We start from the raw sequence: 14460 nt of genomic DNA on the forward strand, positions 1-14460 counted from the left end.
TGTACACCTATTAATACACCACCTACTAAAACCATCAATTCTCGCGCAAAAAAAAAGCCCAATCATCTTTGACTGGGCTTTTATGGCTTTTGAAAGTACTCTTTTTAAAGCTTATCTTTTACTGTTTCAACTTGTTCAAACAAAGACGATGGAACACGATCACCAAATGACTTTAAATACTCAGAAACCGAATCCATTTCTGCATGCCAACCTTTTCGATCAACCGCCAACAAATCATTCAATATGTCCTCATCCATGCTCAAATCATTCAAGTTTAAATCTTTCACTTCTGGCAAGCCTCCAATCGCAGATTCACTGGAAGACACTTTATTTTTGCATCTAGCTATGATCCACTCTAAAACTCGCATGTTATCGCCAAATCCAGGCCACATGAAATTTCCTTGCTCATCTTTACGGAACCAGTTGACAGTAAACACCTTAGGAAGCTGAGTGGCTTTGTCTGAAAAACTTAACCAATGACCCCAGTAATCTCCAAAGTGGTAACCGCAGAATGGTTTCATTGCCATAGGATCACGTCTCACAATGCCCACTTCACCTGTTGCCGCAGCTGTGGTTTCTGATGCCACCGTTGCGCCCATCAGCACACCATGAGCCCAGTCGCGCGCCTCGGTAACCAATGGTACCAAACTTGCCCTGCGGCCACCAAAAACAATGGCATCAATGGGCACACCTTGCGCAGCCTCAGCTTGTTCAGAATAGCTTGGACACCTGCTTGCTGAAACCGTAAACCTTGAATTCGGATGAGCTGCTGGACCCGACCCGTCGAATGGATTACCCTTCCAGTCTGTTTTTGGCGTCCTGTCATCTAAACCTTCCCACCAGGGCTGCCCGTCTTCAGTTTCAGCCACATTGGTGAAAATCGTGTTTTTGTAGAGCATAGCCAATGCATTGGGGTTTGTACCTTCTGAAGTACCGGGGGCCACACCAAAAAAGCCCGCTTCGGGATTGATCGCCCACAAACGACCATCTTCACCTGGCCTCATCCAACATATGTCATCACCAATGGTGCTGATTTCCCAACCATCTTTAACATAGCCTTCTGGTGGAATTAACATGGCCAAATTGGTCTTACCACAAGCAGAAGGAAAAGCAGCGGCAACATAAGACTGTTCACCTTGAGGATTTTTAATGCCCAAAATCAACATATGCTCTGCCAACCAGCCCTCTTGTCTGGCTTGATAACTGGCTATTCTCAATGCATGACATTTTTTGCCTAACAATGCGTTACCACCATAACCCGAGCCGTAACTCATGATAGATAACTCTTCTGGAAAGTGCATGATAAATCGGCGATTAGGGTCTAATTCACCTGTAGAATGTAAGCCCTTAACAAAACCACCTTCCCGCTCAATGCGAGCCAATGCACCTTTACCCATGCGTGTCATTAAACGCATGTTTTGAACCACATAGGCACTGTCAGTAATCTCAACACCACAACGAGAAATAGGTGAGTCAATTGGGCCCATACAATAAGGGATGACATATAAGGTTCGGCCTTTCATGCACCCTTTGAATAAGTCGTCCATCTTTGCTTTCGCATCAGCAGGAGCCATCCAATGGTTATTGGGACCCGCATCGGCTTCTTGCTCAGTACATATAAAGGTTAAATGCTCCACACGTGCCACATCTTCCGTATCTGAAAGATGTAAATAACAATCGGGGTGAGTTTCTTGATTCAGCTGCTTGAACGTACCATCGTCCAACAACATTTGATTGAATTTTTGATTTTCTGCTTCGCTGCCATCACACCAGTAAACTTGATCTGCTTCGGTGTGGGCGGCCACTTCTTTGACCCAATCGGCCAATACTTGATTTGTGGTAGGCATGGTGACAAAACCTTCGGTGAAAAATTGGTCGCAAACCTTAACTGTTACGACTCAGAAAATCAAGCTTATCAATGCAAATAAGGTCTATTTGATGCGACCCAGTATGCCTTCCAATTCATCCGCGTCATGAAAGTGAATAACCATTTTTCCTTTGCCTTGAGATTTGGCATGAATTTCAACCCTGGCACACAACTTTTCTGTCAATGATTTTTCCAAATGCAGCACATCCGCTGACTTGTCCATCCTTGGTGCGACTTGTGGCTTGGGATTTTTAAATTGTTTAACCAGCTGCTCTGCCTGCCTAACTGTCATTTTTTTGGCCACGATTTCTAAAGCCAAACTGTTTTGATCTTTGATATCAACAGAAAGCAAACAACGCGCATGCCCCATTTCTAACAAGCCATCATTAAGCATTTCTTTTACTTGATGGCTCAAGTCTAACAAACGCAACAAATTACTGACAGCCACCCTTGACCGCCCCACTGCGTCAGCAGCTTGCGCATGGGTCAACTCAAATTCATCAATAAGCCGCTGTAATGCACTGGCCTCTTCCAATGGACTTAAGTCTTCACGCTGGATATTTTCGATCAAAGCCATGGCAATGGTCTGCTGATCATCAACTTGCTTAACCAACACAGGCACCTGCCTCAACCCTGCTAATTGAGCAGCGCGCCAGCGACGTTCACCAGCAATGATTTCATACCGGTTTGAAGTGAGTTCTCGAACAACAATGGGTTGCACAATGCCTTGTGCCTTTATAGATTCTGACAGCTCTTTGAGCTTGTCTTGATCCATGATACTTCTTGGTTGGTATTGACCAGGTTGCATCAATTCAATATCCATTGATTGCAATTCACTGCCTGAAACCTGCCCTGAACGCTGTCCCAACAAGGCATCTAAACCCCTGCCCAAGCCTGACTTTCTTATGATTTTTTTCTTAGCCACTTTTTTGGCTACTTTTTTTTGCATTTTTCTTTCAGACATTATTTCTTCTCAACAACTCGCTGGCCAACCCTTTGTAGGCAACGGCACCTCGTGACAGATGGTCATATTCCAATGCTGACTGACCAAAGCTTGGCGCTTCAGCGACTTTTACATTTCTGGGGACAACCGTTGAAAAAACTTTTGTGCCAAAGTGTTCGCTGATTTGTGACGCCACGTCATTGGCCAAATTATTTCTGCCATCGAACATCGTTCGTAACAAGCCTTCAATTTCTAAACCGGAATTAACCGTCTGCTTTATCCTGTCTATGGTATCCAGTAATGAAGTCAGACCTTCCAGCGCATAATACTCACATTGCATGGGAATCAAAACTGAATCTGCGGCTGCCAACGCATTGACTGTCAAAATACTTAGTGACGGCGGACAATCAATCAAAATAAAGTCATAATTTAGTGCCAATTCCTCTAACTGAGCAGCCAACATCATTTGAGGGTCTTCATATTCCATCAACGCCAATTCAGCGGCAGTTAAGTTGGTATTTGAGCCAATCAAATCAACTGCATTGGTAGCAATAACAGCATCAACTGCCTCGCACTCTTGTAACAACAATTCACAAGCAGATACTTCTAAAGTTCTGGCATCCACACCGCAGGCCATGGTCGCATTGCCTTGTGGGTCCAGGTCAATCAGAAGCACTTTTTTCTTGAGCATGCTTAAGCCAACAGCCAAGTTAACTGTGGTGGTGGTTTTGCCAACACCACCTTTTTGGTTGGCGACAGCAATTATTTTGTTTTGTTTACTCATGTGCTTTTTTATATTGATACAATTTTCTTTGTTCATTCAAAAACGGCACTTTTAAATCATCCTCTTGGATCATTAAAAATCTCGACTCCATTTCCAAAGTCTCATTTCTTGGCCCTTTCATTGCCAAAAAGCGGCTTTGTGCATCACCTAAGTGATCAGTCCACTTTAAGAATTGATTGACTTCCGAAAATGCACGAGATATTACCACATCAAATTTTTGACCGGGCGAATAATTTTCGACTCGATCATGAATCACTGTCACATTATCCAATTGCATTGCTCGCTTCACTTGACGTAAAAATCTCGCTTTTTTACCCACTGCATCTAACAAAAACACTTCTAAATCTGGCCTAACAATGGCCAAAAGCACGCCAGGCACACCGCCGCCTGTGCCGACATCAATCAAACGATGGTCAGTCTTTGCTATATAAGAATGAACTGACAAACCATCTAAAGCATGCTGTACAACCATACCCCCTAAGTCCCTGATTGCAGTCAAGTTATAAGCTTGATTCCACTTGGCCAGTAAATTTAAATATTGCCAAACGGGCACTGCAAATTTAACATCAAGCTTCAATTTAGCCATTCCTGGTACCAAGGTATTTTCTTGTAACTTTTGCAAATTGGTTTCGTTCATGTAAAAAAATGCTTAAAATATGACTTTTAACCCATGATTATGGGCTGCTTATTGAGTAAGCTGTATCATTCAGAAAACTCAACGATGGTTCTGCCCTCATCTTACCAAAACTAAACACGATTGAATATGAATTTTGATAAAGCCAGACACAACATGGTGACACAGCAAGTGCGCTCATGGGATGTGATAAATAAAGACATTTTGAATGCCATGTTAAACATACAGCGCGAAGAGTTTGTTCAAGTTGCACAGCGAAAACTTGCTTTTGCAGACTTAAACCTGCCGATTGGCAACCGACAAAGCATGATGAAGCCCGTGATCGAAGGACGCATGCTTCAAGCCATCAATCCTGATAAAACACTAGAGGTATTGGAAGTTGGCACCGGCAGTGCTTATGTAACCGCTTTACTTGCCCACCTTTGTCACCATGTCACGTCAATTGACTGTCATGCCAGTTTTGTTCAATCCGCCCAAGTAAAATTAAAAGAAAACAACATAAACAATGTCACGCTGATTGAAGCTGACTTTTATGCATTCGACAACCAACAAAAATTTGATCGTGTTGTTATCACCGGAGGACTGTCTTCAGTTCCCGACTTTGTTTTCAACTGGCTTAAACCCAATGGCGAAGTGTTTGCCATTGTTGGAAAAGAGCCCATTATGGAAGCCAGAATCTATAAAAGCAGTAACGACTATAAGGCTCATTTCGATACCACTGTTGAAGCTTTGAGCAACATAAAATCCACAAATACATTCGAGTTATAAACATGAAAAAAACTTTAATTTTAAGTGCCATATTAGGCACCTCAGCAGTCCATGCTGAAAATTTAAATGAAGTGCTCAACATTGCATTAGAAAACGACCCGCAATTAAAAGCGGCACAATACACTCAACAAGCGAGCAAAGAGAGCAAAAAACAAGCGTGGGCTAATTTCATGCCACAAGTTTCAGGCACTTGGAGCAAATCAAAATCCATAAACAACGAACAGACATTTGGTAGATTCGGCACCATTGAGTCCCCAGATTCAAGCTCTAATGGCTGGAATGTTACACTCAACCAAACCGTCTACGATCATACAAACTTTTTGAGGTTACGCCAGGGAGATTTGGATGTTGCCAAAGGACAAGCAGATTATGATGCCGCAGAACAAGATTTTTTAATTCGCGTGTCTCAAAGTTACTTTGATGTACTCACTCAAATTGATGCCGTTTCGTTTGCGGAAGCAGAAAAAAAGGCCATTCAAAGACAGTTAGACCAAGCTGAACAAAGGTATGAAGTCGGACTTGCTGCCATCACTGACGTTCACGAAGCCAGGGCGCAATACGACGGTGCAAGAGCCAGCGTCATCAATGCCAAAAACTTGCTAGACGACAAAAAAGAAGCACTTTTTGAAATTACGCAAACCAACTTTTCAGATTTAAACGCACTTCCTGAAGACATTGCTGAATTACCTTTAAGCAACCCCAACCTCACTTATTGGGAGTCACTGGGTTTAGAAAACAACCCCAACCTTGGTGCAGCAAAAATCAATGCAGAACTTGCTGAATTAGACTTTAAAAATCAACGCGCAGGCCACTTACCCACTGTTGGTTTAAGAGCAACCCATAGAAATGACACCGACAATGACATCACCTTGGCATCACCCGACGACCCTGACAACTTTATTACTGATGACAGAAAGTCAGAAGGCCAAAGCATCTCATTGAATGTATCTATTCCCATCTTTTCTGGCGGAAGAACCAGTTCACTCAGCAGACAATCAAAATTAAGGTATAAAGCCGCCATGCAAAACCTGGATCAAACCAACTATTCAACAGTTCGGAACATACGGAATGCACTGCATAATGTTGAATCTGGCTGGAGCTCAGTACAAGCCAGAAAATTGGCGATGGTATCTGCTCAAAGCGCAGAAGAAGCGACAACTGCTGGTTTTGAAGTGGGCACACGAAACATTGTTGAAGTTTTGAATTCTCAACGCGGGCTGTATCAAGCTCAAAGAGATTACTCTCGAGCTAAGCATGATTACTTGATGAATATTTTAAAGTTAAAACGTGCCGCTGGTGTATTAAAGCAACAAGACATTTCTGAGATCAATCAGCTGTTGATTGCTGAATAAGAGATTGTAACTGCTGCAAATCTTTCTCAGCTATATCAATTATCCTGAAGCCCCCGAAGATCATATTGGTCTTTTGGGGCTCTGCCCAAACACACTCAACACCAATTGCAGCATTAAAATTTAAAGCCGAAATAACCAACTCTAACTGCATAATATCACCAACGGCCATCTGCCCCCTTCCTGCCAACAGCATGCCACTTTCCGATAAATTCACAACTTGAGCATACTCCTCTCCCGTCATTTGATTGATGACGTGAACCGTCTTAGGCATTGAAGCGCGAACGTGCATCCTTTGATCATTCATTAAAAATCACTCCTAACTGGCAAATTTTTTAAGTCTGGCCATTACCTTAGATAATGCGCTTTGGAAATAGCTTTTTTTCTCAATCTCTACTTTAATGATATTTCCCCTGTGCACATCTATAGCCACTCGTGGCAAGTCCATTTTATCTGGATGGCGGCCCGTTAAATCAACGAACAATATTTTTTTGCTCAATGTACTTACCCAACTGAGTTTCTTGCGAACCCTCTCTCTTTGACTGAATGAAAAGTCAAATAAACTACCATAAGGTGTGGTTATGAGTTTTTCCATCTGCTTTTTCTCATCTTCTGTTAGCTCTCTGATTTCTTCAATTTTCTTTTCTGAAGCGTCTTTCTTTTGATCATCTCGCCCTTTCTTTGCCTCCTCAATGGACATCACTTTTTTCAATTCCGGCGTTGGAACATTGTGATTTTCAGGACGACTTTCCCATGCAATGCAGGTATGGATATTGTCTTTTGTGCTTTGCCTGTCTCTTAATGAAAAGCCCAACTCATCCATCGTCTCATCTAGCAAATGCATAGCCTGAAGTTTATCAGTTCCTTTGAGGGATTGAGCAGCCTCTCTATTTCCCATTTTGGCCAATGATGCTGCAGCTTTTGTTTTCTTCTGCCATGCCTCAGAATCTTCGCCTTCTCTTAGCAATGTTAAGGTCAACGCATCCTCCCAAACATTTTTCAAAATGTCTTTAACAAAGGGAATTTGGCATTCTTTTAACCACACAGACATGTAATCGGCGACCTTGGCTTTGGTGATGTCCATTTTTTCTTTGCCTTTCGCCGCACTGACCCACTTTCTTTCTGCCATGATGGCGCGCTTTTCTTTGACTTTAAGGTACTTATCAAGATCAGTGGCAGCCCTGTCAAATGCTGATCCAGAACCATCAAATGTTTTGGCAGCTGAATCGCTGAATTGATGCACTTTTTTAATGACTTCTGTTCCATGCCATTTCTGCGACGACTCTACCAAAAGCTCCATGTATCTTCTGGCCGGGTGATTTTCATCGGTAAAAAAAGTGTCATCATTAACAGCTAGCCGCAGCAAAGGAATGTTGATGGTATTGAAAGATGACCTGATATTGCTGTCAATTTGTTCATCAGTTTCAATTTCATCGTACACCATTCCCATTAAATCCATGGTTTGGCTCTGTTTAGCACTTAATTCCGGGTAAAAATTTCCAGTGTTGTTTTTAACTTGATCGGCCAACTGCTCTTTTAATTGAGACATGTTTTTACTGCTGGCTTTTACACTTGTTTGTTGACTCAACTGAGTTAAAGCTTGATCAAATTCATTGTTCTTAACTTCTGCTGCGGGATTGGGCTGACTCGCACCGCCTCCTGGAGTTAACATCTGGAAAATTGACTCAACCAACTCCTGAGTTTTACCGTCATATTTTGGTTGCGTAGAACTTGCTTCAGGCTTGGTTTGAGCACCTTCCGGCTCTGGGGCCGTCGATTCTTCAGCTTCACTGGGTACTGCTTCTTCTTTTGCCTTACCACTTTTGCTGTCACTTTGAGCATATTGTGGCTTAATGTTTGGCAAAATACCTGCATCAATAAATATTTGATTGATTTGTTGATAAACGGTATTGATTTCCCTGCTTAACACTTTTGTCAAAGCTTCTAATACCAACACTTTGGCATCAGTATCAATTTCAACCCGATTAATGGCGTTACTTAAAACCCAAACCAAAGAAGGTGGAGAAAACGGCATATTTGATTGGTCAACCTGTCCACTGCCGTATATCACATTCATTCGCTTTTCTAATGTATACAACTCTGCATGAGCTATAACTTCTAAGGAAGAATCCATTTGTGTCAATGCCAATGTGATGCTCAGCTCTTCTTCTGCAACCAGTGACAATGCTGTTGGCGACTCTAATTTATCTAACTGAGCAGATATAAAACCAGGCATCCCTTTGACTTCTGATTTAACCGCCAAAGCCAAATCCTTCCCTTTATCTTTCAACTGACGGTACCAAGAAAAATAATTTTGCTCGTCTTGGTTTGAAGTAGCATTCTCTGCATTTGAAAACAAATCCTTAAGGACAGAAAGCAAAGAACTTTTTAAATGTGCAGTCAAATGTTGGTCAAACACCTGAATACATTGATTGATGATCGTGTTTTTATCCATGTTTAAAGAATTTACAAACAACGTGAGCTAAAATCAATAAAGTTTTACCGCAAGCTCACCATAAACTACAACAAGAAAAGTAAACAAAACAGCAATGATTATTTGATTTCAATTATATTGGGCACGTTTTACAACCTTAAAACGCACACACCTTTGAGGTAAAAATACCCGATTATATGTAATTATGCAAGTTATTTAACATTCATGAACAACTGACTACTCCATAAAATAAAGCATCAGAGACTTATATTTTCACTCTATATATGGCACACCTTATATTTATGGTGTGCCACACAATTTGGATATAACCTATGAAAAGAACCCTTTCAATAATCCCGATCCTTTTTTCATAAAGTCTGAAACATCAAGATCCCCGTCACCATCAGCATCCAACAGCCCCTCCAACATACCCAGCTGTGGTTGTTTTTGCTGTGCCTTTCCACGCTCATTTGTCAACAAATCCTGTAAACCACTGGCATCCAAACCTTTTTCTCGTTTTGTCTTGCCTAAAGCGCCCATAACTACTGGAGCCAATGAGGCCAAAATTTTACCCATATCTTGCCCACCCATACCTGTGGCCTTAGCCAGCCCTTGATTGACTTGGCCTTGCTTTGAACCCAGCACATGGCCCAGAATTTTATCACCCATGGATTCAACTTTACCTTGCCCTAACATACTTCCCAGCTGATCTAAAATTCCACCGTCATGGTCTTTTTCTAACGCATTTGCCAACGCATTTGCACCTTGTACTGATTGGGCATTTTTTTGAAGCGCTGATACCAACATGGGTAAAGCTGCAGCTACTGCCCTTTGCACACCTTCTTTGTTACCGCTTACCTGTCCAACCATTTGTTCAACCAATTCACCACCAACTTGATCTTTTATTAAATCTAAAATACCTGACATATAAAATTCCTGATTATTAAAGCTTTTAAGTTACCTGTAACAAACAACACTGGCAAGTGAACAATTGCAAACTTAATAATTTTAACTTTCTCATTCACAGAAAAGCCGCATAATTCAGCGACTTTCTCTATTGGAATAATTCTGTTTTATTCAGCTTGTCAAAATCAATTAACGGACTGATCTTCAAAGACTGAACAAAAAATCAAATCAGAAGAATCCGGTCCTGATTGATTCAATGTGATGATGTATTCATTATTCAGATCACTCCAAATAGCCAAGTCCCATCGACAATCACCATTGAAATCAGCAGACACAACTGCCACTGGTAAGTTCACACCCAACCCTCCGATGACACCTAATAAGTCATCCAGAATGCCTCCAACAGCATTGACCAAACCACCCAAACCATCTCCCAGCAACACATTGAGTGAACTGTCACCAATATTGACCGAAATGACATCTTGGCTTCCATCTCCATTGATGTCTACCATCACCAAATCCGAGGGCAGTAAGCCAACACTCACTGACGTTCCTGATCCATACGATCCATCACCCAAACCCAAACGCAATGTAACCAATCCTAGAACTTCATCCAAAGCCACCATGTCAGGCACACCGTCATTATTAAAATCAGCAAAGTAAATGTTTCCTGTCGGTAAACCAGCAATGGAAAGTGATGGCAATGACAAACCGCCTAAACCGTCTGACAACATGGAATAAACAGAACCTAACAAACCTTTTACCATGATGTCACCCGCACCGTCACCATTTACATCATCCACATCCACACTTAACGCAGATGCCAATAACCCAAAATCTAAATCAACCCTAGATAAAAAACCGCCATTACCGTCATTCTCAAATAAGGCAACGCGTGCATTGAGTAAGCCGTTAATCGCAACAAAAACATCCAATAATCCATCATCATCTAAATGCCCTACTACGACATCAACTATTGACTCGCCTAGGACCAACCCTACATCGATAACAGTTTCATCACCAAAACTGCCCAAACCTTCATTCAATGACAAAGACAAGTCTCCGGAGTCATCAATGACCAACAGGTCTTTCAACCCATCACCATCCACGTCACCTAAAGCGATGGAAACAGGCGTAAAATCTAAAGGAATAACTGATGGACTTGAAAATGTCCCGTCTCCATTACCTATTTGTATGACCAAGTCCTCACTGTCATTGATAGCCAGTAAGTCATAAAAACCATCGGCATCGTGCTTTAGCACTTGAAAGTTAGTAGAAAAAGCTGAACAGCTTATTGAAAGAAAAACCCCAAAACCATGAATTGAGAGGAAATATTTATGTGTGTGAAAATCATGATTGTTCTCCGCAAAAAAAAAATGTGTGAGCTAATACATCATCTTTTGCATAGGGCATAAATGCCTCACTTATTAATCTATCACAGGCATTATTTCTGTACAATTAAAAAAATAAAAAAGAACTTAATATTGCATAATGCAACAATCTTGTAACATTAAAATAACAATCAAAAAAAAACCTGACATTTTAGTCAGGTTTTTTAGTCATAATAATAATTTTTTATTTTGCAGGATACATGGGCCAATTAACACCGGCAAATTTTTCTAGACAACGAACCACCTGACAGCTGTAACCAAACTCGTTGTCATACCAACAATACAACACCACATTATCACCGTCGACAATAGTTGCCAGTGAGTCAATAACACAAGCCTGACGTGAACCCACAAAATCAGTAGATACTGCTTCAGAAGAAACTGTGTATCCAATTTGTTGTTGCAACCTTGAATGCAACGATTTTCGCCTCAAAAATTCATTGATTTCTTCAGTGCTGGTTGCTTTGTCTAATTTGATATTCAAAATGGCCATAGACACATTCGGCGTTGGAACACGAATGGCATTACCTGTTAGTTTTCCTTTCAACTCTGGCAGTACTTTAGCCACGGCTTTGGCTGCACCTGTTGAAGTCAGAACCATATTCAAAGCTGCTGAACGACCACGACGGTCTTTGCCATGGTAGTTGTCAATTAAGTTTTGGTCATTGGTATATGCATGCACGGTTTCGATGTGACCGTGGTTGATTCCATATTCATCATCCAAACACTTTAAGACAGGAACAATCGCGTTGGTAGTACAAGATGCGGCACATATGACTTCTTTATCAGCTGTGATTTGATCGTGGTTGATACCATATACAATATTTGGAATGTCACCTTGAGCAGGAGCGGTTAACAACACTTTAGAAGCACCTGGACGTAAATGACCACGCAAACCATCTTCATCTTTCCACACACCCGTGTTATCTACAACCAAAGCATCATTGATACCGTAATCAGTATAGTCAATGTCAGCTGGTGAGTTGGCGTATATCACTTGCACTTCGTTACCATTAATGACCATCTTATTTTGGTCATGCAAAACACGGATGGTGCCATTAAATTTGCCATGAACAGAGTCTTTACGCAACAAAGCCGCACGCTTTTCTAGGTCGTTGTCTTGTTTGCTTTTGCGAATCACGATGGCCTTCAAAACCAAGACATCGCCACCACCTGTTTTATCAACCAACAAACGGGCAACCAATCGGCCGATTCGGCCGAAACCATACAATACCACATCTTGTGGCTTTTCTAATGGCTTGGCATTTGAGTCAATCAAGTGATCCAACTCTTGTTTGACATAGGCATCCACATCTGACTGCTCAATTTCGTCGTAGCTGTGATCCTTGAAATAACGGTAAACCATTTTACCCACATCAATGTGAGCAGGTCCTAAAGGCAAATTAGAAATGGCTTTGATGAATGGAAAGGTTTCATACTCACTCAGCTCATTGGCTTCAACCTGACGCACAAAACGGTGTGCTTTCATCAAATCTGTTACCGATTGGTTAATCATGCGTTTGCCATACATATATAATGACACGTTTCTGCGACGGTACAAACGACCAATCATTGGAATCATACCCTCTGCCAAGGCTTCGCGTTCTTTCCAATCTGCAAAAAATTCTGTAGGTAAAGGTCTGTTTTCTTCAGTCATAACAACTCCGGCCCAAGGCCCATTGAATCAAAGGAATGGCCAAATTTGGCCCAAACAACGGGCGCGTATTGTATCACTATTGCTAACTTGGGACTTAAAATAAGTGTAACAAACTTGTTATTTACACTTAAAGCAAGACTGCGGATTAAAGTTTAGTAATCCATTTATCCCAGACAGCTTTAACAACCAACACAGCAAAAAAAGCACTGACCACCCATTCGAACAGGTTGTGGTGTTGATGATCTGCTGCAAGCTGGTTAACAACAAAAGACCACTGGTATATGTCAGTTAAGTAATTCAATAGAAAACCAAAAGCAAACGCAGTGACCACCAATCCCGATAAATAAGCAACCAATGCCCGCATACCCAATTCATTTTTGACAATAAACAAGGTACCAATATTTGAAGCAGGGCCTAACAACATGAACACCAAAACAGCTCCTGGTGAAACACCTGCGAGTAAAAATCCTGCGGCAATGGGTGTTGAAGCGGTAGCACAAACATACATGGGTATGCCTATCACCGCCATCAGCAACATTGATCCCAAGCCATCGCCTAAAATTTGGAAAAAATCATCCGGTACGAACTGTTGTACCAAAGCAGCGACCAACAAGCCCAGCAACAACCACAACACCACATCGCGTAATAACTGCCCGAAAGCATAGCTTAAGCCCGACAGTAATTTGTCCATTTTATTGGTGGTCTGATGACCCTCGATCTCACCTTGTGTTTCATCACAGCATGATGATTCAACTGGCTTGTCTTCAACGGGCTTACTGTCACTTGCCTCTGTTGTACAACAACTGGTTTTAACACTTTGTTTTTGTTTCTCTGAAGCACAACAGCCACTTTCCTTGTTAGCTGTAGTTTTTTGATTTGCCACATCTTCCACACGCCCCACCAACAAACCGGCCATGATGGCGCTGAACACAGCAGCAACCGGCCTGACCACGGCCATAACCGGGCCCATCAATGCATAGGTAAAGGAAACAGAGTCCACACCAGTTTCTGGCGTCGCCACCAAAAATGACACCGTTGCATTCTTTGATGCGCCGGCTGAACGTAAACCCAAAGCCGCGGGGACAACGCCACAGGAACACAGTGGCAAAGGTGCACCAATCAAAGCCGCCTTTACAGTCACCCAAGGACCTTGCCCACCCAGATGCTGATACATGGTTTCAACCGGCACAAAAGCTTTGATTATTGCCGCCATAAAAAACCCAAATACCAACCAAGGTGCTGACAACACGAATAAATCAACAAAAAACCCACCGACTTGCATGGTTTCGAATAAAATATTTTCAAACATCTCCGCTCTCCAGTGCTTGTAATATTGAACAACAGCTGGCTACTTCATCACCACCACAACAGGCTTCATGTAATTTTCCCATGGCTGTCCTCATCGTGACCAGTTCGTCTATTCTTGCATCCAGATCTTTCAATTGCTTTCCAACAAAACGCTTCACATCTTCACAATGAGCGGCTTGTTTGTTTAGTTGAATGGCCAACAGTTGTTTGATGGTTTCCAGAGACATACCTAGACTTTGAGCGCTGCGAATAAACCGCAATGTTTCTAAGTCTTGCGATGAATAGAGGCGGTAGCCAGAAGCACTCCTCTGGCTCGGCTTGAGTAAATCAATTTTTTCGTAGTAACGAATGGTATCAGCTGACACCTGACTCGTTTGTGCAAATTCACCAATTTTCATGACAAAGTCAAAATATTTTTC

13 protein-coding genes are annotated in these 14460 nt (G+C 41.9%); 2 read left to right on the forward strand and 11 right to left on the reverse strand.

The features are described 5' to 3' along the window. Nucleotides 1-104: 104 nt before the first annotated feature. From FET73_RS03065 to rsmG, 4 genes are all read right to left on the reverse strand, one after another. On the reverse strand, nt 105-1847 hold the full coding sequence (locus FET73_RS03065; RefSeq protein WP_154222436.1) for a phosphoenolpyruvate carboxykinase (GTP): 1743 nt from the start codon (nt 1845-1847) through the stop codon (nt 105-107). 84 nt (nt 1848-1931) lie between these two features. After that, nucleotides 1932-2831, reverse strand: coding sequence for a ParB/RepB/Spo0J family partition protein (locus FET73_RS03070; RefSeq protein WP_246172637.1), 900 nt, complete (start codon nt 2829-2831; stop codon nt 1932-1934). Further along, on the reverse strand, nt 2824-3594 hold the full coding sequence (locus FET73_RS03075; protein ID WP_179952080.1) for a ParA family protein: 771 nt from the start codon (nt 3592-3594) through the stop codon (nt 2824-2826). The genes FET73_RS03070 and FET73_RS03075 overlap by 8 nt, the downstream gene beginning before the upstream one ends. After that, nucleotides 3587-4231, reverse strand: coding sequence for a 16S rRNA (guanine(527)-N(7))-methyltransferase RsmG (gene rsmG, locus FET73_RS03080; protein WP_154222438.1), 645 nt, complete (start codon nt 4229-4231; stop codon nt 3587-3589). The genes FET73_RS03075 and rsmG overlap by 8 nt, the downstream gene beginning before the upstream one ends. Before the next feature lie 126 nt (nt 4232-4357). Here rsmG and FET73_RS03085 point away from each other — a divergent pair, with 126 nt between their 5' ends. Then, nucleotides 4358-4996 carry a protein-L-isoaspartate O-methyltransferase family protein gene (locus tag FET73_RS03085; RefSeq protein WP_154222439.1) on the forward strand — a complete coding sequence of 213 codons (639 nt, stop codon included), beginning with the start codon at nt 4358-4360 and terminating at the stop codon, nt 4994-4996. A 2-nt stretch (nt 4997-4998) separates the two neighbouring features. Next, nucleotides 4999-6348, forward strand: a complete 1350-nt coding sequence (locus FET73_RS03090) for a TolC family outer membrane protein (protein ID WP_154222440.1) — start codon at nt 4999-5001, stop codon at nt 6346-6348. Here FET73_RS03090 and FET73_RS03095 read toward each other — a convergent pair. The 7 genes from FET73_RS03095 to zntR form a co-directional block, all read right to left on the reverse strand. Beyond that, the gene (locus tag FET73_RS03095; protein ID WP_154222441.1) at nt 6323-6652 is read right to left on the reverse strand and encodes a PilZ domain-containing protein; all 330 of its coding nucleotides are present in this window, start codon (nt 6650-6652) and stop codon (nt 6323-6325) included. The two genes, FET73_RS03090 and FET73_RS03095, sit on opposite strands and share 26 nt — an antisense overlap. Before the next feature lie 12 nt (nt 6653-6664). Then, nucleotides 6665-8800: a DUF1631 family protein gene (locus FET73_RS03100; protein WP_154222442.1), complete on the reverse strand. Its 2136-nt coding sequence runs from the start codon at nt 8798-8800 to the stop codon at nt 6665-6667. A 309-nt stretch (nt 8801-9109) separates the two neighbouring features. Continuing rightward, complete coding sequence (locus tag FET73_RS03105; RefSeq protein WP_154222443.1) at nt 9110-9706, reverse strand: DUF937 domain-containing protein; 597 nt, start codon at nt 9704-9706, stop codon at nt 9110-9112. Between the two features lie 164 nt (nt 9707-9870). After that, nucleotides 9871-10947: an FG-GAP-like repeat-containing protein gene (locus FET73_RS03110; protein WP_154222444.1), complete on the reverse strand. Its 1077-nt coding sequence runs from the start codon at nt 10945-10947 to the stop codon at nt 9871-9873. Nucleotides 10948-11260: 313 nt separating this feature from the next. Continuing rightward, nucleotides 11261-12733: a glyceraldehyde-3-phosphate dehydrogenase gene (locus tag FET73_RS03115; RefSeq protein WP_154222445.1), complete on the reverse strand. Its 1473-nt coding sequence runs from the start codon at nt 12731-12733 to the stop codon at nt 11261-11263. 145 nt (nt 12734-12878) lie between these two features. After that, nucleotides 12879-14042: an SO_0444 family Cu/Zn efflux transporter gene (locus FET73_RS03120; protein ID WP_154222446.1), complete on the reverse strand. Its 1164-nt coding sequence runs from the start codon at nt 14040-14042 to the stop codon at nt 12879-12881. Next, nucleotides 14035-14439 (reverse strand): Zn(2+)-responsive transcriptional regulator, encoded by a 405-nt coding sequence (gene zntR, locus FET73_RS03125; RefSeq protein ID WP_154222447.1) that lies wholly within the window; start codon nt 14437-14439, stop codon nt 14035-14037. Before zntR ends, FET73_RS03120 begins: the two co-directional genes overlap by 8 nt. Nucleotides 14440-14460 lie beyond the last annotated feature (21 nt).

This window comes from Marinicella rhabdoformis (genome assembly GCF_009671245.1).
Lineage (GTDB): Bacteria > Pseudomonadota > Gammaproteobacteria > Xanthomonadales > Marinicellaceae > Marinicella > Marinicella rhabdoformis.

Bases quoted from the DNA above. Each gene is read 5' to 3' on its own strand.
- FET73_RS03070 (WP_246172637.1), bottom strand. From the start codon at position 2,831: ATGTCTGAAAGAAAAATGCAAAAAAAAGTAGCCAAAAAAGTGGCTAAG.
- FET73_RS03065 (WP_154222436.1), bottom strand. From the start codon at position 1,847: ATGCCTACCACAAATCAAGTATTGGCCGATTGGGTCAAAGAAGTGGCC.
- FET73_RS03100 (WP_154222442.1), bottom strand. From the start codon at position 8,800: ATGGATAAAAACACGATCATCAATCAATGTATTCAGGTGTTTGACCAA.
- FET73_RS03105 (WP_154222443.1), bottom strand. From the start codon at position 9,706: ATGTCAGGTATTTTAGATTTAATAAAAGATCAAGTTGGTGGTGAATTG.
- FET73_RS03120 (WP_154222446.1), bottom strand. From the start codon at position 14,042: ATGTTTGAAAATATTTTATTCGAAACCATGCAAGTCGGTGGGTTTTTT.
- FET73_RS03095 (WP_154222441.1), bottom strand. From the start codon at position 6,652: ATGAATGATCAAAGGATGCACGTTCGCGCTTCAATGCCTAAGACGGTT.
- FET73_RS03090 (WP_154222440.1), top strand. From the start codon at position 4,999: ATGAAAAAAACTTTAATTTTAAGTGCCATATTAGGCACCTCAGCAGTC.
- rsmG (WP_154222438.1), bottom strand. From the start codon at position 4,231: ATGAACGAAACCAATTTGCAAAAGTTACAAGAAAATACCTTGGTACCA.
- FET73_RS03115 (WP_154222445.1), bottom strand. From the start codon at position 12,733: ATGACTGAAGAAAACAGACCTTTACCTACAGAATTTTTTGCAGATTGG.
- FET73_RS03085 (WP_154222439.1), top strand. From the start codon at position 4,358: ATGAATTTTGATAAAGCCAGACACAACATGGTGACACAGCAAGTGCGC.
- zntR (WP_154222447.1), bottom strand. From the start codon at position 14,439: ATGAAAATTGGTGAATTTGCACAAACGAGTCAGGTGTCAGCTGATACC.
- FET73_RS03075 (WP_179952080.1), bottom strand. From the start codon at position 3,594: ATGAGTAAACAAAACAAAATAATTGCTGTCGCCAACCAAAAAGGTGGT.